General features: G+C 45.3%; 22 protein-coding genes. 1 reads left to right on the top strand and 21 read right to left on the bottom strand.

Going from position 1 to position 23958, the window contains the following annotated elements:
- Window positions 1-305 precede the first annotated feature (305 nt).
- The 6 genes from D1970_RS04410 to D1970_RS04385 all read right to left on the bottom strand — a co-directional run bounded on the left by D1970_RS04410 (window position 306) and on the right by D1970_RS04385 (window position 6487).
- Window positions 306-932, bottom strand: coding sequence for a response regulator transcription factor (locus D1970_RS04410; RefSeq protein ID WP_181213276.1), 627 nt, complete (start codon window positions 930-932; stop codon window positions 306-308).
- A 4-nt stretch (window positions 933-936) separates the two neighbouring features.
- Window positions 937-1953 carry a sensor histidine kinase gene (locus D1970_RS04405; protein ID WP_119111650.1) on the bottom strand — a complete coding sequence of 339 codons (1017 nt, stop codon included), beginning with the start codon at window positions 1951-1953 and terminating at the stop codon, window positions 937-939.
- A gap of 193 nt (window positions 1954-2146) precedes the next feature.
- On the bottom strand, window positions 2147-3043 hold the full coding sequence (nrfD, locus tag D1970_RS04400; protein ID WP_119111649.1) for an NrfD/PsrC family molybdoenzyme membrane anchor subunit: 897 nt from the start codon (window positions 3041-3043) through the stop codon (window positions 2147-2149).
- A 6-nt stretch (window positions 3044-3049) separates the two neighbouring features.
- Window positions 3050-3586: a 4Fe-4S dicluster domain-containing protein gene (locus D1970_RS04395; RefSeq protein ID WP_119111648.1), complete on the bottom strand. Its 537-nt coding sequence runs from the start codon at window positions 3584-3586 to the stop codon at window positions 3050-3052.
- Window positions 3586-5781 (bottom strand): molybdopterin-containing oxidoreductase family protein, encoded by a 2196-nt coding sequence (locus D1970_RS04390; protein WP_119111647.1) that lies wholly within the window; start codon window positions 5779-5781, stop codon window positions 3586-3588. The genes D1970_RS04395 and D1970_RS04390 overlap by 1 nt, the downstream gene beginning before the upstream one ends.
- An 85-nt stretch (window positions 5782-5866) precedes the next feature.
- Window positions 5867-6487 carry a TorD/DmsD family molecular chaperone gene (locus tag D1970_RS04385; protein ID WP_119111646.1) on the bottom strand — a complete coding sequence of 207 codons (621 nt, stop codon included), beginning with the start codon at window positions 6485-6487 and terminating at the stop codon, window positions 5867-5869.
- 317 nt (window positions 6488-6804) lie between these two features.
- Between D1970_RS04385 and D1970_RS04380 the strand changes: the two genes are divergently transcribed.
- Complete coding sequence (locus tag D1970_RS04380; protein WP_119111645.1) at window positions 6805-7725, top strand: 4Fe-4S dicluster domain-containing protein; 921 nt, start codon at window positions 6805-6807, stop codon at window positions 7723-7725.
- A gap of 78 nt (window positions 7726-7803) precedes the next feature.
- On the opposite strand, the gene D1970_RS04375 is transcribed toward D1970_RS04380, so the two are convergent.
- The 15 genes from D1970_RS04375 to ymfI form a co-directional block, all read right to left on the bottom strand.
- Window positions 7804-8352, bottom strand: a complete 549-nt coding sequence (locus tag D1970_RS04375; protein ID WP_119111644.1) for an outer spore coat protein CotE — start codon at window positions 8350-8352, stop codon at window positions 7804-7806.
- A gap of 278 nt (window positions 8353-8630) precedes the next feature.
- On the bottom strand, window positions 8631-9062 hold the full coding sequence (locus tag D1970_RS04370; RefSeq protein WP_119111722.1) for a YlbF/YmcA family competence regulator: 432 nt from the start codon (window positions 9060-9062) through the stop codon (window positions 8631-8633).
- A 2-nt stretch (window positions 9063-9064) separates the two neighbouring features.
- Window positions 9065-10609, bottom strand: a complete 1545-nt coding sequence (gene miaB / locus D1970_RS04365; protein ID WP_119111643.1) for a tRNA (N6-isopentenyl adenosine(37)-C2)-methylthiotransferase MiaB — start codon at window positions 10607-10609, stop codon at window positions 9065-9067.
- 297 nt (window positions 10610-10906) lie between these two features.
- Window positions 10907-11773, bottom strand: coding sequence for a 2-oxoacid:ferredoxin oxidoreductase subunit beta (locus D1970_RS04360; protein WP_119111642.1), 867 nt, complete (start codon window positions 11771-11773; stop codon window positions 10907-10909).
- Window positions 11774-13510 (bottom strand): 2-oxoacid:acceptor oxidoreductase subunit alpha, encoded by a 1737-nt coding sequence (locus D1970_RS04355; protein WP_119111641.1) that lies wholly within the window; start codon window positions 13508-13510, stop codon window positions 11774-11776.
- 458 nt (window positions 13511-13968) lie between these two features.
- On the bottom strand, window positions 13969-14229 hold the full coding sequence (gene spoVS / locus D1970_RS04350; protein WP_029281188.1) for a stage V sporulation protein SpoVS: 261 nt from the start codon (window positions 14227-14229) through the stop codon (window positions 13969-13971).
- A 149-nt stretch (window positions 14230-14378) separates the two neighbouring features.
- The gene (locus D1970_RS04345; protein ID WP_119111640.1) at window positions 14379-15176 is read right to left on the bottom strand and encodes a TIGR00282 family metallophosphoesterase; all 798 of its coding nucleotides are present in this window, start codon (window positions 15174-15176) and stop codon (window positions 14379-14381) included.
- 136 nt (window positions 15177-15312) lie between these two features.
- On the bottom strand, window positions 15313-16872 hold the full coding sequence (rny, locus tag D1970_RS04340) for a ribonuclease Y (protein ID WP_119111639.1): 1560 nt from the start codon (window positions 16870-16872) through the stop codon (window positions 15313-15315).
- A gap of 450 nt (window positions 16873-17322) precedes the next feature.
- Window positions 17323-18366, bottom strand: coding sequence for a recombinase RecA (gene recA, locus D1970_RS04335; protein ID WP_119111638.1), 1044 nt, complete (start codon window positions 18364-18366; stop codon window positions 17323-17325).
- Window positions 18367-18730: 364 nt separating this feature from the next.
- Complete coding sequence (locus tag D1970_RS04330) at window positions 18731-19978, bottom strand: competence/damage-inducible protein A (RefSeq protein ID WP_119111637.1); 1248 nt, start codon at window positions 19976-19978, stop codon at window positions 18731-18733.
- A gap of 26 nt (window positions 19979-20004) precedes the next feature.
- Window positions 20005-20583, bottom strand: coding sequence for a CDP-diacylglycerol--glycerol-3-phosphate 3-phosphatidyltransferase (pgsA, locus tag D1970_RS04325; RefSeq protein ID WP_119111636.1), 579 nt, complete (start codon window positions 20581-20583; stop codon window positions 20005-20007).
- A gap of 127 nt (window positions 20584-20710) precedes the next feature.
- Window positions 20711-21601, bottom strand: coding sequence for a helix-turn-helix domain-containing protein (locus D1970_RS04320; RefSeq protein ID WP_119111721.1), 891 nt, complete (start codon window positions 21599-21601; stop codon window positions 20711-20713).
- Between the two features lie 20 nt (window positions 21602-21621).
- Window positions 21622-22413: a DUF3388 domain-containing protein gene (locus D1970_RS04315; protein ID WP_119111635.1), complete on the bottom strand. Its 792-nt coding sequence runs from the start codon at window positions 22411-22413 to the stop codon at window positions 21622-21624.
- Between the two features lie 264 nt (window positions 22414-22677).
- Window positions 22678-22929 (bottom strand): DUF3243 domain-containing protein, encoded by a 252-nt coding sequence (locus D1970_RS04310; RefSeq protein WP_119111634.1) that lies wholly within the window; start codon window positions 22927-22929, stop codon window positions 22678-22680.
- Between the two features lie 284 nt (window positions 22930-23213).
- Window positions 23214-23936: an elongation factor P 5-aminopentanone reductase gene (ymfI, locus tag D1970_RS04300; protein ID WP_119111632.1), complete on the bottom strand. Its 723-nt coding sequence runs from the start codon at window positions 23934-23936 to the stop codon at window positions 23214-23216.
- Between the last annotated feature and the right edge of the window lie 22 nt (window positions 23937-23958).

The following is a 23958-nucleotide window of genomic DNA, read 5'->3' as shown; positions in this document are numbered from 1 at the left end:
GAATCTATTATAACATATTTACGCTTTTTCGAGAGACGCATAAAATCACGCAGGGTTTCTTTTCCTGCACCACAATTTATGCAATTCGATAACATGTTTAGCGAGGATTGATTCCTTTGCACATCCTTATTGGGATGTCATTCTATCTTGGTGTTTGGAGCGTTTTAAGCGCTTAAAGGAATATTTTCGAACTAAAACCCGCTTAATTACGCTAATAACACAAAACCGGCAGCCCTCACAAGGAATGCTGCCGGTTTTTTCTTCATCAAATTATTTTTAAAAAAAGGATGTCTTCCTCCGCAACTCTACACGCTGAACAATTGGTATTTTCTAGCAGTATCAACCCAGTCGTAACGCTTGTGTGTACCAAGTTTTTCACCAATGTTTTGGCGGTGGTTCTCGACCGTCTTCACGGATATGTCCAGCTTTTCAGCGATATCTTTCTGTGAATAGCCCATTACCGTCAAAATGAATACTTCTTTTTCACGCTTCGAAATGGGAAGGTCTAAATCAATGAATGTCCCCGCACCAGTATCTTCATCGAGAACTGTGCTGCTGAACACTTTTCTACCCGCAAGGATTTGGTCAAGGGAATGGATAAGTTCTTCTCGCTTCAGCTGTTTGACAAGATAGCCATCTGCTCCCTTTTCATATGCCTGCCGCTGGCAGCCAATATCATCATGCATGGAAAAAATGGCAATTTTGGCATTTGGTAAGAGCTGCCTCATTTTCTCAAGCGTTGAAATACCATCAAGGCCGCCGGGCATGGAAACATCCAGTAGGACAAGATCCGCCGAAAATGTTTCGGCAAGCTTGATGGCTTCATAGCCTTCCGAGGCATAAAGGATCGAATCAATGCAAAAGGATTGCTCCAAAAGCAAAGACAAACCATCCCGGACAATTTCGTGGTCATCCACTATCATCAAGTTCATATCTTCATCCCCCATCTACTTTTTCGATTGAGACGTACCCGTCCACTTTTGTTGGTCCGCCTTCCTTGCTGGACCACCTGATATCGCCCCCGAGAATCCTACTGCGCTCATACATATGCCTGAGACCAAGCCCTCCCGATTTCCCGATGAGCGTGTCAAAGCCTTTTCCGTTATCATAAATATAGAAGAATACTTGGCTTCCAAATGATTTAAGCTCAATGGAAATCTGGCTAGCCTCTCCATGCATAACTGCATTCCGCACACCTTCCTGAAGGATTCGAAAAAACTGAAAAATCTTCTCCCGGTCAAAATGTTCCTCTCCCTCGATGTCCAGTTCGAGTTCAATTTCAATTCGGTATAATTCCATCCAATCAACCACAGCCTCGCGAAGTGCATCCTTTATCCCCAAGTGATTTAGCGTATCGGGTCTCAGTGATTTAGTCATGCGCTTAATATCAGACAAGGTTCTGTCCATTACATTAACCATGTTGTCGAGATGGTTTTCATAGCGTTCATGGTCAAGATGATTCCTAATTCCCTCAAGACCAAGAAAAATACTGTAAACACTCTGCCCGATATGGTCATGGAGCTCGCGAGCAATCCTCTTCCGCTCCGCTTCCTGCGCAAGCATTGTCTCCTGCACAAGCAGTTCATGAAATTTTGCTTTTTCACTATTTTCATTCTTAACTGGGCGACTCAGACGAAGAAAGAAGAATTTCTCTTTTTCGTGCATGATTTTTTTCAACGACATTTCAAATTTTTCTTCACCTGAAGAAACGGCCAAGTTTGAATAAAAAAAAGGAATTGGGTCATCTGCCGTCATGATGCAGAAGTCTTCATCCGTACTTGTCATCCGTTGCTGGCAGTACGCACAGTATGGAACACGCTCTCCTTTTTTCCAGCCTGTCATATTTTGGGCTGACTCGTTCATAAAAAGGATAGTCCGAGCTTTATCCATAATAATAATCCCCTCGGGCAAGCGGCTGATAATTTCTTCAAATAACATAACAGGAAATTCCATGTAATCTACTCCGCAACGACAAGTGGTCGTTCAATTTGTGTAGCTCTCTACTTATTTTAGCGTGTAATCAACCCATTTCCCGGCATAGATTTTAACATTGAGTGAAAACGTCGACATGTTTCCAAGTCTTTTTCACACACAAAAAAGAGGCAGTCTCAGTATTCTTGAGACTGCCTCTCGTTTTTCGGGATTTTTATAAGAAAGGAACAGGGACTGCTGCCGCCAGCAGGAGGAATCGAAGGATGAATCCGCCGACAAGCACTGATGATTCGGTTACGAGGGTTCCGGCTATTCCACCTTGCCCTGCTGCTGCCATCATGATGCCAGCTTCTGTCTCTTTCATTTTTTTATCATTGTATAACTCAAAAGATTCTACTGCAATTGGCAGAACGAGTCCGACAAGAATGAGACCTATCCAGAAAATGGTGCTGTATTCGCCTGACACAAGCGTTGCAACCGATTCAGCCGCAGATTCATTCGAGTAGGATGTGACCAAAAACATAGTGAAAATCAGGAATACTTCAGCACTGAGCAATCCAAGGTGAATTTTCTTCACTCCAAGCATCCTGTGCACAGCTTTGCTATCGTAAAATGAAGCTACAAGCATGGTTCCTGCAATTCCTGTTGACATCGCCGAAACAACAAACAGGATTGGCAGGATGGCTGTATTCCAGATCGGCACGGCAGCTACAACACCAATCAGGAAGCCTGTGTAAATGGCTGTTGCTACAGCAAACAGCATACCTGCATACTCAACATATTTGTTTGTTTCCTTTTTCAAAATTTCCATCAATGCTGTGTATGCTGCTGCTAGCATGAAAAAGCTGATGAAATAAGTACCGATTGTCATCACTGAATTAAAATTTGTGAACAGGTAAATAAAGCGGAGGGGATGCTTTAAACCTGCTTCTGCATCCAGGATCAGCAGCAGCAGTCCGATTGCCATTAGCACAGGGCTGATGATCCTGCCGGTAATCCTCACTGCTTTCGCCTCCGGATACTTACGGGCTACATACGACGATGTCAAATAGGCCCCTGCACTTAAACCCGCCAAAAACAAATAAGCGGCAATAATGGTTCCCCAAATCATCTGAACTCACCTCACGTAATAGATTTTTGATTTACCAAGATCTGGTCTTAATGGTTTGGCATTATACTTGACAATTGCTTTGGATACATCGCTGTTCGGGTCATCAAGATCACCGAAGATCCTTGCATTGCTTATACAGGTGCTGACACAGGCTGGCTGTTTCCCTTCTTTGACAAGCTCGGCGCAGAAACGGCATTTCTCCACGACGCCGGTTTTGTGGCTCTGTGTCCTCGCACCGTAAGTGCAGGCTACCATACAGTATTTACAGCCAATGCATTTATCCTCATCGACCAGAACGATTCCGTCCTCGGTTGTATACGTAGCTTTAGTTGGGCAAACGCTCACACAAGGGGCATCCTCGCAATGCTGACACTGGACCGGGATGATTTCATTCTTTACGTTAGGAAAAACACCGGTTTCTTTTTCATAAAAATGTATGAAAGATTCCTCGACAGGAAGCTCATTCTGCATCTGGCAGCTTACCCTGCAGGCATAGCAGCCCACGCATTTCCTTGTGTCTATCATCATTCCATAACGTGCCATTAGCTTCTCACCTTCCTCACTGTTACGATCACCTCATGGATGTTTCCCGCTCCGCTCCAAGCTTCAAAATCGAACGGTACGTGCTCCATAAAGCCAAAGCCTATGCCTTTTGCCGTTTTCAAATAGCTCGATGTGATACCGTAGTGGCTTGGGACAAAAATAGCCTCGGGATGGATCCTCTCGGTTACCTTTACGCGTACCTTGCTTGTTGCCTCACTCGATTTCACTTCCACCATGTCCCCGTCCTTGATGCCAAGCTTTTTCGCACGGGCAGGGTTCATCCATATCCTCTCGAGATCGTAATCCTTTGAAATTTGCATCAGGATAGGAACATTGGCAGTCTGAGTATGACTGTGGATAGCCTGCTTTCCGGTAATCAAACGGAACGATTCCCCGCTTGGGCTTACCTTAGGTTCCACCCAGCGAACGACTGGCGAGAAACCTGCTTTTTTGAATGTTTCGCTATAGAATTCCACTTTTTTCGATGGAGTCTTGAGCTCAGGCATCGTTCCCGGTACAATCGCTTTATCCTCGAACATGATGACACCTTTTTCACGAAGCTCTTTATAAGATACCCCTGTAGGTGCAAGCATTTGTTCATTGAGCCCGTCGAGAGTGAAATTGAAATACTGGCCAATGCCGCATGCTTTAGCAAGCTCGGTGTAAATGATATCGATTGGTTTTGTTTTCGGATGAACTTTCTCCACCATTTGCTGTCTCAAAGCCAATCCTGGAGTTTTGCCAGATAAACCTTCAACTGCTTCATCTCTTTCAATATAAGTCACATCCGGCAGAACATAGTCTGATAGAAGTGCAGTCTCTGACATTTGGACATCGATCGTAACAACCAGATCCATTTTCGAGAGCGCTTCCTTCATGTATTTAGGGTTACCGTAGCCGAGAGCAGCATTGGAATGGTTGTAAATGGCTGCCTTCATTTTCCCTTCCATTGCTAGTTTGGCAACAATGGTGGCTACACCCTGCTCTTCGTAGGCGAGAGGAAATTCATCCTGCCCTGCCTTTTTGAATTCAGGCTCTTTTGGGCTTGGATGCTTTACAGGATCCAGCTTTCCAAGCTCCGGTTTTGTCGTAATAATACTGCCGCCTTTTTGCTGGATATTACCGAGCATGGCATTGAATAAAGCTACGGCCCGTCCTGTTTCAGTACTGTTTTCGTAGTTGCACCCAAATGCTCCGCGCCATGACTGTTCTATCAATGCCTTTGGTTTTGCTTTTCCCATATCGATGGCAATCCGTTCAATCGTATCTGCAGAAATGCCGGTCAGTTTTTCTGCCCATTGCGGCGTATATTTTTTGAGTTCTTTGCTGTACTCTTCGAACCCGATGCTGTAATTTTTGATAAATTCTGCATCGTGAAGGTTCTCCCGGATAAGGACATGCGACATAGCGAGCACCATCGCCAGATCCATACCTGGGCGAATGGCAAGCCATTCTGTCGCGAGGTTGCAGGTGTTATTCAGCCGCGGGTCGACCATGACGATTTTCGCGCCGTTCTCCTTTGCTTCTACAAGAGATTGCACCGAGCTAGGCCTGATTGCGTCACCATAGCTGCGGCCGATGAACATGATATATTTGCTTGAACTGATATCGGCGCTTGTTGAAGTTACGCCAAGGGTATGGAAGAACCCTGCGTCCCTGGAGTTGGAACAAACAACATGGTGTGTGTAATAGTTTGGGGAACCTAGCGCATGGAGAAATCTTGGTGAGTAAATTTTCCCAGAAGCGCGCGGGTCTTCAGTCAAGGATATAGCTTCAGGCCCGTGTTTTTTGATAATGGCATTTAACTTTTCACCAATTTCCTTGTAAGCCTGTTCCCATGAAATGGGTTCGAACTTCTCGCTTCCCACTCTTTTTAGCGGCTGAGTGAGCCTTTCCTTCGAGTAAACCAGAGTGGCATACCCGTGTCCCCTCGCACATATCTTTCCTTTCGCATAAGGATGGTCAGGATGGCCGCTCAATTTCCACAGACGGCCGTTTTTTACATGGCCAATGATGCCGCACTTGCTGGAACATCCATTGCAAGTACTCGGTATTTCGGTGATTTTTGTTTGGCCGCCAGCCTTTACATATTCGCTCGTCCAGCTTTGGAAACCCACTGTCCCCGCTGATGCCAAGGCAGCTGTAGTGGCTGATGCCTTGATAAATCCACGCCTTGATATTTTTGACTCTAGCATTGTCGTATTGCCCTCCTTTGAACTGCTGATATATATGGATCATTTCCTGCAAAAAAATTATTGCTGGATAAGTGCAAGCATCCTATTAAGCCATAATTATATACTCTTTCCTGACAGCTTCCAGCAACCTTTCAAGCATCTTTGTCATCTGATAATAAAAGGGGCTGCTATTGGTTTCAGCAAGCCGTAGCAAAAATTCCTCGAGCCAGTCAAAATGGTCGTCCATGAAATGAAAAGTAAATTCATCTGGAGCGTGAAGGATAAAATATGAAAGCAGCTCCAATAAAACGGCCAAATGGTCTGGTGTGCTTTTATACTCCTCAGGAATCTCCATTTCGAACTCATTCAGTATGAACTTTACATGCATAGCCGGATCACCGAGCAAATACCCTTTGCTCTTTGCAAACGGAAGGGTGCACGACGGATCTGCCGTCCACTGCTTGTAAAGAGATTCAACAGGGATTGCCACACCTTGACTGCCAAGGCTGTCAGCATACATTTTTTTCAATGAGGAAAATTCTGTCGGTATATCGGTAACTTCCCATTGGGCTGTTTCACCGTATAGGCTTAACTCCTCCTTAATTTGATCCAGAAGCTTGTTATTGCAAAAATCATTCCAAAACTCCATGTCTGGATCTTTGTATAGTTCAGCAAGCATGCTAAAAAGATTGGCGGTGTGAAGCTTTTTTTCATCCTGCTGGTCCATTTATACCACCCCCTTAAGCGACCCTATAGTCACAATATAGGTGATATAACATTGTTAAACAATAAACAAACGGTGTATATTCACAAGCAATGAAGTAAAGGATTTCCCCTAAAACATTCTGACTTTTTATGGATTTTCACATTTTTTATAATGAAAACCAGCTTCAAACCTATACCTAATCAGGAATAGGTCCTTTGGCATACTGTTAAATTTGTGAACTTTTTTTTAAAAATGTGTGTATATTTGGGGAACTCCCCCTCTTTCATTGTTATAAACCATACAATAATATTAGTATGCTCTGAAAGTGGGTGACTCGTATGTCGCTATTGTCCAATTGGCTGGAAAGCCTAGGATACGAACTTGAAGTTGGTGATCATTGCCTGCAAAAAATCAGTCCATTCAGCACATGTTCTATTTGTGTTGACAGCTGCCCGGAACAAGCGATTGTGCTAAAGAACGGCGTTCCTGAAATTATTGATGGTGCCTGCAACGGCTGCGGTCGCTGTGTAACAATATGTCCTGTCTCTGCTCTAAAAGGACAATCCCCTTCAAGGAAAACCATTGGCAAATGCCTCGTTCTCGATGAAGGACCAGCTCCGACAGAAAATGAGCTGCTGTATCTATATAAGCGTGGAATCCGTACAATCTATATGGAGCCAGACCAGAATGATAAAGAGTGCACAATAGAGTCTGCCGAAGTTGCAAACAGCTTACTTGAAGGGATGAAGCTAGCTCGTCTACAGTTCACTACCGCCCTTCCACAAGAAACACTTCTGCAGGAAGAAAGGCTGTCACGCCGGGGGTTTTTTGAAAAGATTTCCCTTGAAGGAAAAAAGCTTGCCTTATCAACAGTAACGCCTGCAAATTGGCGCTTTAACCAGGATTGCTTCAAGCGGCCTGGCCTATTTCCCGGATGGTCCTTTTTTGACATTGCTCTCGACGTTGACTCTTGTACAATTTGCGAGATTTGCATCAAGCTCTGTCCGGAACAGGCATTTGCTATCGAAGGAGACAAATTGGTCGTCGATAACGGAAAATGTTCTGGCTGCTTGCTCTGCACCGATGTTTGCCAGGATGAGGGAATTTCTGTCGTTCCATCGTTGCATAAGAGTGAAACGCTAGAGTACAGCCTGACAACAAACATCTGCAAAGAATGCGGAACCAGCTTTTATGGCTGGAACGATGCTGATAGCTGCATTGTCTGCAGCAGTAAAAAGAAGAATGGGTTTTTGTTCTAATTCATAATTCGGCCGGCCAATTGCCTGGCCGATTTTTTTTCAAAAAAAAAACTAGGAAGGATCCCTCCTAGTTGACGCCTATTCTTCTTCCGCTTCCACCAAAAAGTCTGGATTAAGCTCCTCAAACTCTTCGTCGGAAATATCGTTTCCCCACTCTTCTTCTTCATCACATTCGCAGCCTTCAGGGTGGATGGCGACACATACCTTCGTCTCGCCGATTACCTCGACAAGGAATTCCCTTTCAACATGAACGATGATTTTGTTGCCATTTGGAGAAATGACAGCCTCGATGCAGTTAGGCTGCTGAAGCACTTGTGCGATAACCTCCTGGTCATCCAGGCAGTCAGGGTCCCGGTACTTCAGTTTGATGACATCGGTGTAAGTCACTTTTTCCGTAACGACTTCTGTCTTTGTATTATCATCATAGGAGTGCCAGACGTTGATATCATAGGAGCCTATAATCTCAACAGTCTTTCCCGATTTCCTGGCCTTGTATTTGTGGTTTATCACCCAGCAGCCAAGGATGCTGCATGGATGGTGCGCAGGGCAAATCGTATGATGGGACTGCGTGAACTTACGTCCTTTCGCTACGACGGCTTTCGTTATAATCTCTCTGTATATTCCCATTGCTCAGCGAAACCTCCTCAATCATTTTCCTTTCATCCTATGCGGGTCATTAGACTAGTGTGCGATTATTTTTGGGATGCAGGGCTGCTTAAAAGGTATATTTCATTGTATGCCCATCGGCGGATTATGGTGCGGAGATTGAATATCCATGCGCTGCTTTTGCAGTGAGCCCAAAAAAACACGGCCACTGCCATAACACAAAAAAAGGTCATCATCACCCAGCTTAAATTAGCTGAGTAATGACGACCTATCCCTTACCTAACCGGACTTTCTATCAATTAATGGCTGTGGCAGCTGTCTCCATTTTTCACTGCTGCTCCGGTTTCTCCGCGCAGGATATCCCCGCCGGTTGACCTGATTACTTCGTCGGTAACTGTATTGGAAATGGCAGATGCAATGATCTGGAGAAGATCATTTACCTCCATTTGTGATTGTTTGAATTCCTGGACAACCGGAATTTCATCGAGTTCCTGTTCAAGTGAGGCAATTTTTTCTTCCGTCTTTTTCAGTGCTTCCGTTTTATCGTAGTGCTGGAAGTTTACCGCCTGCTTCTGAAGGCCCTTTATGGAAGAAATAAGCATTTTCACTTTTTCATTTTCCTGGATTTGCGATTCTGCTCTTTTAAAGAAATCTACTTCCTCTGTTTCCGCGATCATGCGGGCAAGATCTTTTGCACGTGCGATAATATCATCTTTAGTATATTTAGCCACCATTATTCCACCTCTGCTGGTTGTAATTCTTGAATCATTTCCCCGTTTAATGACCAGGTCTTAGCGCCTGTAATCTTGACTTTAACAATTTTCCCGATTGCTGTTCGCGGTCCGATAAAGTTGACAAGCTTGCTTTTATCGGTGTAGCCTGCGAGCACATCCGGGTTATTCTTGCTTTCCCCTTCAACTAGTACTTCTACAACCTGACCTTCGTATTTCTTCAGCGCCTGTGCGGAAAGCTCGTTTACAACAGCATTAAGCCGCTGCAAGCGCTCTTTCTTCACATGCATTGGGACGTTATCCAGCATTTTCGCTGCAGGGGTACCTTCCCTCGGTGAGTAAATGAATGTATACGCCGATTCGAATCCAACTTCGTGAAAGAGAGACAATGTTTCTTCAAACTGCTCTTCCGTTTCGTTTGGATAGCCGACAATAATATCAGTAGTTAGCGCGGCATCCGGAATTGCTGCTTTAATTTTGCGGACAAGCTCAAGGTATTGTTCTCGCGAATATTTCCTTGCCATAATTTTGAGAACATCGGTTGACCCCGATTGCACAGGCAAGTGGATATGCGAAACAAGGTTCCCTCCTTTTGAAAGCACCTCTATTAAATGGTCGTCAAAGTCTCGCGGATGACTTGTTGTAAAACGAATACGCGGAATATCAATCTTCCTGATTTCTTCCATCAAATCGCCAAGGCCGTAATTAATATCGGCGAAATCCTTGCCGTACGCGTTGACATTCTGCCCAAGCAAGGTGATTTCCTGATAGCCCTTCGCAGCAAGCTGGCGCACCTCTTGGATGATGTCCTCAGGCCGGCGGCTTCTCTCCTTGCCCCGTGTATAAGGAACGATGCAGTATGTGCAGAATTTGTCACAGCCATACATAATGTTAACCCACGCTTTAATGTTGCCTCTCCGCACCTTCGGAAGGTTCTCAATGACATCGCCTTCCTTTGACCATACCTCAATTACCATTTCCTTTGACATATAAGCTTCATGCAAAATGTTCGGCAGGCGGTGGATATTATGCGTTCCGAAAATGATATCTACATGCTGATGCTTTTGCATAATCCGGTTGACGACCGATTCCTCCTGGGACATACACCCGCAGACAGCCACCAAAAGGTCTGGCTTCTCCATTTTCAGTGACTTCAAATGGCCGATTTCACCAAACACTTTGTTTTCGGCATTTTCCCTGATCGCACAGGTATTAAGCAGGATGACATTCGCATCCTCCACTGTTTCTGCCGGTTCGTATCCAAGGCCCATAAAAATTCCAGCCATGACCTCTGTATCGTGCTCATTCATTTGGCAGCCGTATGTGCGAATATAAAACTTCCGGCCAGTGCCCATGCCACGAAATTCTTCCTGGATATCGAAATCCTGATGGTAAGAGACTTCTTCTTTTCCGCGTTTTTTTGCCTCCTTCAGAGACGGCGGAGTATATACTGTCTCAAAGTACTTACTGTAATCCTTGGCGGATTTTTTGTCCGAAGAATTTACAGTCTGCACTTGCTGGCTTTCGAGCCGTTGTTTTTCATTCATAAGCTATATCTCCTTTCAAGGATGGACCATCCTTACGTTCATCAATAAGAAACATACAATTATTAATTATAAACTGTAATGGCCGGACAAACAATAACGGAACATTGGACCGAGGGACCCCTTTATAAAACAAAGCCCCCAACCGCTTGATTGGGGACTTTATTATACAAAAATGAAGAATAAAAATTATATGTTGCAGTAACGGTCTAGTGCCTTGTAAACACGCTTAACGGGCGTTTTTGCTTTACTTATTGGCCAGCTGCAACGCCCCTGTACAAGTCGTTTTCGCTTTTCTTATTATATGAACTCTGTTACTAGTTTGTCGAAATACTGCTGGTCTAGTGTCAGGTCAGCTTGTGCAAGCGGTGTTTCGGAATATCCGCTGATTAGCTGCTGATAGGATTTGCGCTCTGTGTCCTGATAAATCAGACCTGTTACAAGGCTGTTATGCTTCATCAGTGTCTGCATTGCAGTTTCCCTGCTTGAAGAATCGTAGCCTTCAATATCACTAAGCTTTGTAAGGTTTTCCTTGAACCAGTCGTATGTGTTGACTTTATTGTATGTGACGCAAGGACTGAAAACGTTGATTAAAGAGAAGCCTTCATGCTTGATGCCAGCTTCAATCAATGCAGTCAAATCCTTCAAGTCTGTAGAAAAGCTCTGTGCAACGAAAGTTGCTCCGGCTGTCAGTGCCATTTCCATTGGTGAAATGGCTTGTTCGACCGAGCCCATCGGAGTGGATTTCGTTTTGAAACCCGCAGCCGAACGCGGAGATGTCTGCCCTTTGGTCAGGCCATAAATCTGATTGTCCATGACAATATAGGTTACGTTGATATTTCGGCGGATGGCATGGATAGTATGGCCCATTCCAATTGCGAATCCGTCCCCGTCGCCGCCTGAAGCAATGACAGTCAAATCACGGTTTGCCATCTTGACGCCCTGCGCAATCGGAAGCGAGCGGCCATGAATTCCGTGAAAACCATAGGAGTTGATATATCCCGAAATCCGGCCGGAACAGCCGATTCCAGAAATGACAGCAAGGTTCTCCGGCTGAAGGCCGACGTTTGCAGCTGCTCGCTGAATGGCTGCCTGCACAGAGAAATCGCCACAGCCAGGGCACCAGTTCGGTTTTACACTGTTACGAAAATCTTTGAATGTAGCCATTTAGAACAACTCCTTGCATTTCGAGTGAATTTCATGCGGCAAAAATGGATTTCCGTCATATTTGAGCAACTTGTAAATTTTCTCTGCATGCCCGACATTCATCTTCATAATATTTGCCAGCTGTCCTGTTGCATTGTTTTCAACAACTGCGATTTTCTTCGCCGATTTAACAAGCGGCAGAATGTCATCGACAGGGAATGGGTGGATAAGGCGTACATGTGCATGGTTGACCTTCAAGCCGTCTTTCTCCAACCGTCCAATCGCTTCCTCAATCGCACCTCTTGTCGAGTTGAAACCAACAATCAGGAGGTCTGCTTCCTCGTGTGGAGCGTTCTTGTAAACTGGTGTATTAAACTTAATATTGCTTACTTTACGGAACCGCTTATCCATTTGGGCTATGCGGTTTGCTGCTGATTCTGACGGTTTTCCTGTTTCTTCGTGTTCTACGCCTGTGACATGGTGAATACCATTCTTCATACCAGGGATTACACGCGGTGATACGCCGTCTTCCGTTACTTCATAGCGCTTGAAGTAGCCTTTTCCTTCAATTTCAGGAAGTTCTCCAGTTTGAAGTTTACCGCGGCGGATTTCCACCTTGTCGAACTCAAGCGGCTCGACAGTTTGTTTTCCAAGAGAAAGCTGCAGGTCTGTCAATACGATAACCGGGCATTGATACTCTTCTGCAAGATTGAATGCTTCGGCTGTGTCGTAGAATGCTTCCTGGACTGTGCTTGGCGCCATTACGATTTTTGGAATTTCACCATGTGTTCCATAAATCATCGCCATCAAGTCAGATTGTTCCTGCTTGGTTGGAAGACCTGTCGACGGACCACCGCGCTGTGTATCAATGATTACAAGCGGAGTTTCAGTGATTCCGGAAAGGCCGATTGCTTCCATCTTCAATGAAAGCCCAGGGCCTGCAGATGCGGTTAACGCCCGGACTCCTCCGTAGTTAGCACCAATTGCCATTGTTACAGCAGCGATTTCATCTTCTGTCTGGATGACTGATCCTCCAAGCGCTGGAAGCTTCTTGATCAGATATTCCATGATTTCTGATGCGGGTGTGATTGGGTAAGCAGCCATGAAGCGGCAGCCGCCGGCGAGGGCTCCAAGAGCAATCGCATCATTTCCGATCATGAACAGGCGTTTCTGCCCGTCCGCTTTTTCCAGCTGCATTGTTTCAATGCTTCCGCCAAGCTTTTCTTTCATATATTCATAGCCAGTTTTGATGGCTTCCATATTCTTCTCAACAACTTGCTGTCCTTTTCGTCCAAAAATTTCCTGGACAACTTCCTCGAATACATTGATATCAAGGTCCAGTACAGCGCTTGTCGCACCAATTGCGACCATGTTTTTCATAAGGGAAGTACCAAGCTCTGTTGCAATTTCAGTAAATGGAACCGCATACAAAGCTGCTTTTGAATCTTCTGGACTTTTTGGTCCGAACCTGGCATCTGCCATGATAATTCCGTGTTCGTTCAGCTCTCGGTAGTTTACATCAATTGTCTCCTGGTCGAACGCAACAAGAATATCCAAATCGTCTGAAATAGAACGAACCTGCGTCGTGCTGACACGAATCTTGTTATTAGTATGGCCGCCTTTAATTCTTGAGGAAAAGTGGCGGTAGCCATATAAATAATAGCCAAGTCTGTTCAAGGCAATTGAAAATATTTCTCCAGTACTCTCTATTCCTTCTCCCTGTTGCCCGCCAACTTTCCATGAAAGTTGATTGATCATCTTCTACACCCCTTTAGGTACGTTAAAAAGAATATGTAAATCATTTCCTTACTCAGTGTAGCACTTTTCCTAGGTCTTCACGAGAAATGAAGGGTATTTAAAATGACGTGAATCCTAATTGGTCGGTACTAAACGCTTTCAATTCTAGACCTATGACATAAAAATTGCAACCCTTTACGTCGAATTATCGACGAAAAGGTGAATATTTTTTTATATTTTTATTTGAACGTCCGTCTCTTTACTCTCTCTCAAAATTTAGAGAGAGGAAAACATTGATATATCAGGCGTTTTATAGGTTTGTATCCCAGCTGAAATCCTGGATTCAGGAAAAAGAACTACCTATTCCTTATATCAAAATAACATTTGTGTGTTGATTTTTAGCAAACATGCAAAAAAACCACCCTTATGCACCACGCATAAGGATGGCTTCCCCCCTCTAACCCGTTTTGACTAACGGCCTATCTCGGTTCAATAATAAGTTTGATTGCAGTCCGTTCCTCGCCGTCGATAAGAATATCCGTAAATGCCGGGATACAAATCAGGTCAACTCCACTGGGTGCTACAAATCCTCGTGCGATCGCTACTGCCTTGACGGCCTGATTCAATGCACCCGCACCGATTGCCTGGATCTCTGCTGCCCCTCTTTCGCGCAGAACCCCTGCAAGCGCACCAGCTACAGAATTAGGGTTAGATTTTGCTGAAACCTTTAATATTTCCATTCCTGGCTCCTCCTTATATTATCCCGCCCCTGAATGGCGTTCCTGATAATAATCAGGTTAGTTTGTTCCACTCTACTATATTCGAGAGAAGCCTGGCATATGCCAGCCTGTATCAAAAATCCAGACAGTTTTGAAAAAGAGGTTTTTGCCTAGCCGAAAAATGGATGGTCATTATTAATTAGGATTGGCTGTATTTTTTGGGCACGTCCGGTTTTATTGTTGAATTCAACCAGCGCACCGGAGAGCTGGTTCCCCCCCTCTTCCGTAATCTCAAAGCGTACAGGAAGTGAAGTTAAAAACCTTTTTAACACAGCGTCTCTGTTAACGCCCAAAATCCCGTCATACGGACCTGTCATACCTGCATCTGTTATATAGGCTGTTCCACCTGGAAGGATTCTTGCATCTGCTGTCTGGACATGGGTATGCGTACCAGCTACAAAGGTAGCCCGGCCGGCAAGATACCAGCCCATTGCCAATTTTTCGCTTGTCGCTTCTGCATGGAAGTCGACAAAAATGTTTGGAGTTCGTTTGGATGCTTCTTCTATCAGTTCATCCGCTTTCCGGAACGGACAGTCAATCGCCGGGAGAAAGGCCCTTCCCTGAAGATTGATGACAGCGATTTCATCCTCGTTCACTTTCAGATAGGCGATTCCGCTGCCTGGCGTTCCTTCCGGAAAATTCGCAGGCCTGACAAGGTATTTAGCTTGATCAATAAAACTGAAGACTTCCCGATTATCCCAAGCGTGATTTCCAAGGGTTACAGCCTGGCCCCCCCATTCAAGGAACTGCCGGTAGATCTTTTCGGTGATTCCTTTACCCCCAGCCGCATTTTCTCCGTTAATCACGGTCACGGTCGGTCGATATTTTTCCTTCAGCTTAGGCAGATACTCCTTGACCATATCCCGCCCCGGCGACCCTACAACATCGCCAATAAATAAAATTTTCATATTCTTCACTTTCCTGTCCATTTATAGTTTGAAAACGTATTTGTCCATTCTAACATAAAAGTCCACCTTACCATTCTGCTTGCAGCTTACTGTGAAGGCCATTATAAAAAGCGGTGCTGAATGCACCGCTTTATTTTTATTTCGCGTATTCAACTGCTCTTGTTTCCCTAATGACCGTTACCTTGATATGGCCCGGATAGTCGAGTTCTTCCTCGATCTTCTTCCGGATGTCACGGGCAAGACGGTGGGCTTGCAAATCGTCAATTTGTTCAGGTTTCACCATGATTCTGATTTCCCTGCCTGCCTGTATGGCAAATGACTTCTCTACACCCTCGTAGGACTCTGAAATTTCTTCAAGCCTTTCAAGTCGGCGAATATAGTTTTCAAGCGCTTCGCTTCTCGCACCAGGCCTTGCTGCTGACAGGGCATCTGCCGCTGCAACAAGAACCGCGATGATTGATGTTGGTTCGGTATCGCCATGGTGGGAGGCAATGCTGTTGATGACAACCCGGTGTTCTTTATACTTAGTTGCAAGCTCAACACCAATTTCAACATGGCTTCCTTCCACTTCGTGGTCAATTGCCTTACCGATATCATGAAGCAGGCCTGCACGGCGGGCCAATGTCTCGTCTTCTCCTAGCTCTGCAGCCAGCAATCCTGATAGCTGCGCAACCTCCATAGAATGCTTGAGTACATTTTGACCATAGCTTGTACGGTACTTCAATCTTCCCAGGATCTTGATTAAATCCGGGTGAAGTCCGTGGACACCAACTTCAAAGGTAGTCTGCTCGCCAACCTCGCGAATATGTTCATCGACTTCGCGCCTTGCTTTCTCCACCATCTCTTCAATTCGTGCCGGGTGGATTCGTCCATCCTGCACAAGTTTTTCGAGTGCCAACCTTGCCGTTTCACGGCGGATTGGATCAAATCCTGACAGAATAACGGCTTCCGGCGTATCATCGATGATCAAGTCGATACCTGTCAGTGTCTCAAGCGTCCGGATGTTTCGGCCTTCACGGCCAATGATACGGCCCTTCATTTCATCGTTAGGAAGGTTTACGACCGATACCGTTGTCTCAGCCACATGATCTGCAGCACAGCGCTGGATGGCCAGGGATAGAACCTCTTTCGCCTTCTTGTCAGCTTCTTCTTTTGCCCTGTTATCACTTTCTTTGATCATGACTGCGACATCATGGGCAAGTTCCTGCTCAGTGCGTTCTAAAATGATGGATTTTGCCTCGTCACGCGACAGGCCCGAGATACGTTCCATTTCTGCCTGCTGCGATTTTACCATCTCGTCCACTTTGCTTTCCATCTGTTCAATATGCTGTTGTCTTTGGTTTAGAGAGTCATCTTTTTTCTCCAGAAGAATTTCACGTTTGTTCAATGATTCGTCCTTCCGGTCAAGATTCTCCTCCTTTTGCAGTAAACGATTTTCCTGTTTTTGCAGTTCGTTTCTTCGCTCGCGAACTTCACGTTCCGCCTCTGTGCGAAGCTTGTGAATTTCATCCTTTGCTTCAAGCAGGGATTCCTTCTTTAATGCGTCAGCGTCGCGTTTTGCATCCTCAAGAATTTGTTCTGCGGCATTCTTTGCCCCTGCTATTTTTGCTTCCGCAACGGATTTACGATAAAAATAGCCAACAACTGCACCGACGATTAGGCCAAGCAAAATGGAGATGATCGTTAATTCCATCATTTTCACCTCCTCTTGCTATCAACTTTTTTTACTGTTAATTTTTTCCATGTCGGCATGTATATTGTTCCAAGCATCAACATACAGCACAAAGACTTTCAAAGGTACTAATTGCTGTAAAAAGTAAAAATATACATATTTAATTGTAATTGCGACCTTTTTCATTGTCAAGGGTTTGTCCTACGAAAAGCGGAAGCACCCGTTAAGCGCCGTATGGACTGGAGCACACCTGCACGAGATAAAGGAAAATGAAAAGCGGAAGCGCCTTGCTTAGGGGCGACAAGCATAAGACGAGACGGCGAGAAGGTCGTTCTTTGACCTTCTTGATGGATTGGCTTATGACTCGTGCCACTAGGCGCTAAAGCTGATAACCTTCTTACTCTATTAACAAAGTTATCCCTTTCCCGAAAAATGAAGAAAGCAAAGCCTGTTTCCAGACTTTGCTCAGAATTATCAGTCAAGAAGGTCAAACTCTTCTTGCCCTTCTTCTGTTTCAGTTACAATTTTTTCTCCGTCAAGTCCGTAATGCTCACGGATTTTTTTCTGAACTTCGAGACGAATAGAAGGATTCTCCTTCAGGAACAGTTTCGCGTTTTCGCGTCCTTGTCCAAGACGTTCCTCATTGTAGGAATACCATGAACCGCTTTTCTGCACGATATCAAGCTCTGAACCCATGTCGATGACTTCTCCTTCTTTGGAGATTCCCTCACCGTACATAATATCCACTTCGGCTACACGGAACGGAGGAGCAACCTTGTTCTTAACAACCTTGATTTTTGTTTTATTCCCAACCATGTCATTGCCTTGCTTTAATGCTTCAGCACGGCGGACCTCAAGACGCACACTTGAATAAAACTTGAGGGCACGTCCACCTGGAGTTGTTTCCGGGTTTCCGAACATAACGCCAACTTTTTCACGAATTTGGTTGATGAAAATGGCAATCGTTTTCGATTTATTAATTGCTCCAGACAGTTTCCTAAGCGCCTGGGACATAAGACGTGCTTGAAGACCAACATGGGAGTCTCCCATTTCACCTTCAATTTCCGCTTTTGGAACAAGTGCCGCTACGGAGTCAATGACGATGATATCAACAGCGCCGCTACGGACAAGGGCTTCTGCAATTTCAAGCGCCTGTTCGCCGGTATCCGGCTGGGAGAGAAGTAGTTCATCAATATTGACACCGAGATTTTGAGCATAAACAGGGTCGAGTGCATGCTCGGCATCGATGAATGCAGCCTGGCCTCCGCTTGCCTGTACTTCTGCAATCGCATGAAGCGCAACAGTAGTTTTACCTGAGCTTTCAGGACCATATATTTCAATTACACGCCCGCGCGGATATCCGCCAATTCCAAGCGCCACATCCAGGGCAAGGGATCCACTTGGAAAAGTAGAAATTTTCCGGTCTGTCTGTTCCCCAAGCTTCATGATCGAACCTTTGCCAAATTGTTTTTCTATTTGTTTCAATGCCATATCTAGCGCAGCCTGACGGTCACTCAATGCATTTCCTCCTTTTATATCAAAACGAACTCAGCTAAAACGCCTGTTCGCCAGTTTCTCATATTGAAAACCTATCATTACTATACCGTTTTTCAGACCATTTGTACAGCAAAAAGTCGAACATTTATTCGTTTTTTTCTTGAGCATAATACAATTAAAAAACGGTTTTTCCTTGGTGGAAAACCGGAATCCCAGGGCTTTTATGTTGAGAAAACAGCATTTCCGCCCATTATCTTTCTTTTTGCAGGAATGCGTCCGGAGTTAACTTACTGAATCCCCCCAAAAAAAGGACAATACCAACCTTGTACTCTAGCAAAAATGAAAAATCTCTCCCTACAGTTTTCAAAGGAAAAGCGCAGATTGCCTAGGCATCCTGCGCTTCTTTCAAGTATTTAAGCAAAATATGCGAGCCATTTTTCACCGTTCTCAGCCTGTTCAGTTTCCTAGAACCGCTGAGAGTGATTTTTTTGGACCATGTACGCCCGCCTGCTGCGATTCCGATGAATACAGTACCGGGAGGATGGCCTTCTAAATCGTCAGGGCCTGCCACTCCCGTGAAGCTGATGCCAATGTCGGCTCCGAGCAGCCTGGCGGCATTATCCGCAAGCTCGCACGCACATTGTTCACTGACAGCTCCATAGTTGTCAATCGTCTCAGCATTCACACCTACAACGTTGATTTTTGCTTCATTCGTATAACAGACGAAGCCGCCTTTAAAGATTTTGCTCGCTCCTGCAAGCGAGGTCATTTCCTGCTGGAACATTCCGCCTGTGAGGCTTTCGGCGGCTGCCAAGGTAAGCCCCTGGCTGGCCAGTAATCCTGACAGCTCTTTCATCAGAGAAGTGTCATCATAGCCGTAAAAATGTTCTCCCGCAATCTCCATGATATCAGTTTCTATCCCATCAATCAGCTGCCAGGCCAAATCATCTGATTCAGCTCTTGCAGTCAACCTGATTGTTACTTCTCCTTCACCTGCGAGCGGCGCGATTGTCGGGTTAGTCTGCTTGTCGATGAGATGTTCAAGGCGCGTTTCAAGCGCTGCTTCACCGATGCCGAAGAACCGGAGTACTCTTGAAACGATTTTGGCACGGCCGTCCATTTTCCCTGCCAGCGCAAGAAGTCCATATTTCGCAAACATCGGCTCCATCTCGGATGGAGGTCCCGGCAGCAGCATATAATGATGCTTTCCTTTGCTGACCAGCATACCAGGAGCCATGCCATGCTCATTCTTCAACACGTCCGCCCCTTCGAGAATCAGGGCCTGTTTGCGGTTATTTTCCGTCATTTCCCTGTTTGCCCGTTTAAAGAACTGTTCGATCGATACCATTGCCTCGTCGTCGAGCACAAGGCGCATCCCCAGATGCCTGGCAATCGTCTCTTTCGTCAAATCATCCTTTGTAGGCCCAAGTCCTCCTGTGAAGATGACCAGGCTGGAGCGCCCTTCTGCAATCTCTAGCGCTTTCTTAAGCCTCTCTGGATTATCCCCTACCACTGTATGATAAAAAACATTTACACCGATCCCCGCAAGCTGTGCTGAAAGGAACCGTGCATTTGTATTGTTGATCTGCCCAAGCAGCAATTCAGACCCTACTGCGATAATTTCTGCATTCATCCCATCTCCACCTATCTTTCCATGTCCTACTTGGAGTTTTTGAAAGCATGTTTGTTTTGATTAAAATAATCCCATCCAGACCAAATCGTAAAGAACATGGCTACCCATAGCGCAATGTCCGCAAATGGAATCGAGATCATTTCAAAAATGATATTGTGGAGCAGTAGCGCCGAAATGGCAATAATTTGCGTCCATGTCTTGATTTTTCCGAGCTGGTTAGCTGCAACCACTTCCCCGCCGCCTGCCAAAACAAGGCGCAAGCCTGTAACAGCAAACTCCCTGCTGATGATTACAATTACGATCCACGCAGCTGCATACCCTAAATCGACTAAAACGACTAGTGCCGCTGAAACAAGGAGCTTATCAGCAAGGGGATCTAGGAATTTCCCCAGGTTGGTAACAAGATCGTATTTACGTGCATAATAGCCATCCACCCAGTCCGTTGTTGAAGCAATGATAAATATGATTGCACCAACCAGATGGGTAACAGGCATATCAGCGCCAAGCAGCGAAACGTTTCCCCAATTAAAATTCGCAAGCATGATCAACATGAAAACAGGAATCATGAAAATTCGGGAAATGGTGATTTTATTAGGTAAGTTCATATCTCTTTCCTCCAAAAAAATTATGGCCTCCCGGGTGCGGAAAGCCCAAATAAAGTGCCTTACCCACTTAAACGGGGGCCTCGTTTCTCTATGGCGCGCGAAAAAATAGCCACCTTAGTGATGACTATTATTCGCTTTTAATATATCTTACGGTTACATCCTGTCTTCCTGTGTTCTCCTTAGGGAAAGCATCTTCCACTTTTTCCCCGTTGATATACAGTTCGGTGGCAGGAGAAAATCCCGCAATGATGCTGATTTCGGTTTCCTTGCTGAGATCGAAAGTCTGGCTTTCATTGCCTTGTGCTTTGTTGAGCGTGCCCTGATATATGGACTTTCCCGACCCGCTCTCAATGCTTACCCATGAAGCTTCAGTGGTGGCGAGCTTCACCTCAAACTTGTCGCTGTTTTTCAAGTCATAGACCATTTTGTTGCCGCCATTCTCAACGACAGAAAGCTCCTGTACTGATTTGGTTTTATCTTTCTTTTTACCTTTTTCTTTGTCCGCATTATCTTTATTTTCGCCAGTTTCATCAGCCGGCTGCTTGTCAACAATGTCCTCAGACTCTTCGTACTTCACGCTCTCGCTTTCTTGCGATACAGGTTCCTTGGCTGCCTCATCTCCATTGCTTTTGGCAAAGAACCACCAAATAAGAACGACCAAACCTACCGCAACAACGCCAATCAGAATTTTAGGCAGGTAATCCATTATCCGGGAATCTGCCGGGGAAAAGCTTTTTCTGGATTGTACCCTTGAAAGCTGCTCGGGGATATCCTCATTATATGTAGCTGGAATCTCGCTTTTATGCTGTTCAAACACTTCCTCCGGGTCAAGACCAACCGCTTCCGCGTATTGTTTGATAAATGCCCGAACGTAAAACTTACCAGGCATCATATTGTAATTGCCTTCCTCAATCCCTACAAGATAGCGTTTCTGGATTTTTGTTGCCTCCTGAAGTTCATCGAGGCTAAGCCCTTTGGCTTCACGCGCTTCTCTTAATCGAATTCCTAATTCACTCACGATAACACCTTCCAATACTGTTAAAAATCAAAGCCTCCAAAATCGGAATCTGAGAACATGTTGTTTTGATGCACAATGTCGTAAAGAATTTCTTCCTCCTGGTCGTTCCGGAGTTCAATGATATAGTCAAAATCCTCTAGCGTATATTCTGTGTTCTGGACAAACACATCAGGGTGCTCCACAACTTTGACGGACGGCATCCGCATTATTTCCCTAACAAGCTGCCAGTGCCGTTCATTCGCCCTCCTAGTCGAGACAATCCCATCAATGATATACAGGTTGTCAGCATGGTACTCATCCTCAATCAGCTGGTTCCTGATGGTTTGCTTAAGCAGGGTGGAGGAAACAAAAAGCCATCTTTTGTTGGCACAGACGCTTGAGGCGACGACCGATTCGGTCTTGCCTACCCTCGGCATTCCCCTGATGCCAATTAGCTTATGCCCTTCCTGCTTGAATAATTCTGCCATAAAATCGACCAGCAGTCCAAGTTCATCCCGAACAAACCGGAATGTTTTTTTATCATCGGCATCCCTCATTATATAGCGCCCGTGGCGGACCGCAAGACGGTCCCTCAGCTTCGGTTCACGGAGCTTTAATACCTTTATGGTGTCCATTGTATTTAAAATTGACTCCAGGCGCACAATTTGTTCATCGTCTTTTGCCAGGATAAGAAGCCCTCTTCGCCCTTCATGTACGCCGTTGATTGTTACAATATTGATAGCGAGCATGCCGAGAAGGGAAGAAATGTCTCCAAGAAGACCGGGCCGGTTCTTCTGAATTTCGTATTCCAAATACCATTCTTTCTTCTCCATCAAAACCAATCCTCCGATCTCATCCTCTTTTTCCGGACTATTTTGTTTGTAAAAACCGCCAAAACTTAAATTCCATCAGGTTTTCGACAGATTTCATCTAGCTACTATAATAAATGATTTTGTACAAAGATGAAAGGAAAAACAAGGAACATATCTTCACTCTTGTTTAGATGGCTCTAGATAGCAGGATAAAACAAAAAAACTGCCGGGTTTTCCCGGCAGGAACAAAGAAAGTGATCCCTTGAAAATAAGTCAATCTAGGGACTATCCATTTTTTTGGACCAGCCTGACCATCATGTTCGCGATAGCATGCTGGTCGTCCGGGGTAGCCACTGACCATAGATCAGCAAGAACTCTCTCCTGCTCGTTTTTAGGGTCAACGTTCTTCGCCAGGTAATCGCCAATTTGATAGGCCATATCCCCGATGACTTCCCTGTTCATTCCATCATTCTCTGCTTGGTCAAGTCGAGATCCAAGGAACTCTTTCCATTGATTCCAATTATCCAGTACAGACATATTTCCAGCCTCCTTTAAATTGGTACACAATTAGTGTGCATAGGAGGAACCAAAAATATACATAGAAACAAGAAAAGCGAAAGCTCCTTGCGCAGGGGTGACAAGCATAAGACGAGCCGGCGGGAAGGTCGTTCTTTGACCTTCTTGACGGATTGGCTTATGAATCGATCCCCTAAGCGCTGTAGCTGGACAAAGAAAAGCGAAAGCGCCCGTTAAGTGCCGTATGAGCTGGGGCATACCGGCACGAGATAAAGGAAAATGAAAATCGGAAGCACGCGGCCTAATTACATATGCCAGCCGCCATTAATGGATAAAATATGCCCAGTGATGTAGGAAGCCCTGTTGGATAAAAGGAATTCAACTCCGTCCGCCACTTCTTCAGGCAATCCGAGGCGCCCTAAAGGAATGTCTTCGGAGATTTGAGAGAGCTCCTCCAAGGAGAACCCTGCCATCATGCTTGTTGAAACTGCTCCTGGCGCCACGGCGTTTACTCTAATGCCTGAAGGGGCAAGCTCTTTGCTTAACGCTTTAACAAAGGAAATCTGCGCCCCCTTAACCATGGAATAGGCTATTTCGCAAGAAGCACCTGTCTCTCCCCATATTGAGGAAACAGTTACAATCGCTCCGGATTTCTTTCTGATTAGCTTCGGCACAAGAAGCTTTGTCAGCAGCAAAGGCGAGGTTACATGGACTTGAATCAGCTTCTCAGCTTCATCTTCATCAAGGTCTTCCAGGAGCCCGGAAACCGAATGCCCGGCGTTATGGATGATGGCATCAAGATCGAACACTTGCGATGCCAAGACTTTGTAACCATCCTTGGAAGCAAGGTCGGCCTGTACGGGAATATATTCTCCCCCAAGCTTCTCAAGTTCTTTCAGCAGTCCATCGACCGCCTTTCCATTTTTGTTGTAATGAAGATACAGGGAATATCCTTTTTCCGCAAGCTTTGTCGCAATACACTTTCCGATTCCCCCGCTCGCCCCTGTAATTAAAGCAAAGTGTTTCATTTTCTCACACTCTCGTCTGCAT

This window comes from Mesobacillus zeae (assembly GCF_003570705.1).
Taxonomy (GTDB): domain Bacteria; phylum Bacillota; class Bacilli; order Bacillales; family Cytobacillaceae; genus Mesobacillus_C; species Mesobacillus_C zeae.
Note: the sequence above shows the minus strand (reverse complement) of the source record. Positions and strands in the feature narration are given on the sequence as shown.

Bases quoted from the DNA above. Each gene is read 5' to 3' on its own strand.
- ymfI (WP_119111632.1), bottom strand. From the start codon at position 23,936: ATGAAACACTTTGCTTTAATTACAGGGGCGAGCGGGGGAATCGGAAAG.
- D1970_RS04315 (WP_119111635.1), bottom strand. From the start codon at position 22,413: ATGGAGAAGAAAGAATGGTATTTGGAATACGAAATTCAGAAGAACCGG.
- nrfD (WP_119111649.1), bottom strand. From the start codon at position 3,043: ATGATTTGGGGAACCATTATTGCCGCTTATTTGTTTTTGGCGGGTTTA.
- D1970_RS04395 (WP_119111648.1), bottom strand. From the start codon at position 3,586: ATGGCACGTTATGGAATGATGATAGACACAAGGAAATGCGTGGGCTGC.
- D1970_RS04330 (WP_119111637.1), bottom strand. From the start codon at position 19,978: ATGAATGCAGAAATTATCGCAGTAGGGTCTGAATTGCTGCTTGGGCAG.
- D1970_RS04310 (WP_119111634.1), bottom strand. From the start codon at position 22,929: ATGTCTGTACTGGATAATTGGAATCAATGGAAAGAGTTCCTTGGATCT.
- spoVS (WP_029281188.1), bottom strand. From the start codon at position 14,229: ATGGAAATATTAAAGGTTTCAGCAAAATCTAACCCTAATTCTGTAGCT.
- D1970_RS04385 (WP_119111646.1), bottom strand. From the start codon at position 6,487: ATGGACCAGCAGGATGAAAAAAAGCTTCACACCGCCAATCTTTTTAGC.
- D1970_RS04405 (WP_119111650.1), bottom strand. From the start codon at position 1,953: ATGGAATTTCCTGTTATGTTATTTGAAGAAATTATCAGCCGCTTGCCC.
- D1970_RS04355 (WP_119111641.1), bottom strand. From the start codon at position 13,510: ATGATCAATCAACTTTCATGGAAAGTTGGCGGGCAACAGGGAGAAGGA.
- pgsA (WP_119111636.1), bottom strand. From the start codon at position 20,583: ATGAACTTACCTAATAAAATCACCATTTCCCGAATTTTCATGATTCCT.
- D1970_RS04375 (WP_119111644.1), bottom strand. From the start codon at position 8,352: ATGGGAATATACAGAGAGATTATAACGAAAGCCGTCGTAGCGAAAGGA.
- D1970_RS04380 (WP_119111645.1), top strand. From the start codon at position 6,805: ATGTCGCTATTGTCCAATTGGCTGGAAAGCCTAGGATACGAACTTGAA.
- D1970_RS04345 (WP_119111640.1), bottom strand. From the start codon at position 15,176: ATGAAAATTTTATTTATTGGCGATGTTGTAGGGTCGCCGGGGCGGGAT.
- D1970_RS04390 (WP_119111647.1), bottom strand. From the start codon at position 5,781: ATGCTAGAGTCAAAAATATCAAGGCGTGGATTTATCAAGGCATCAGCC.
- rny (WP_119111639.1), bottom strand. From the start codon at position 16,872: ATGATGGAATTAACGATCATCTCCATTTTGCTTGGCCTAATCGTCGGT.
- miaB (WP_119111643.1), bottom strand. From the start codon at position 10,609: ATGAATGAAAAACAACGGCTCGAAAGCCAGCAAGTGCAGACTGTAAAT.
- D1970_RS04410 (WP_181213276.1), bottom strand. From the start codon at position 932: ATGAACTTGATGATAGTGGATGACCACGAAATTGTCCGGGATGGTTTG.
- D1970_RS04360 (WP_119111642.1), bottom strand. From the start codon at position 11,773: ATGGCTACATTCAAAGATTTTCGTAACAGTGTAAAACCGAACTGGTGC.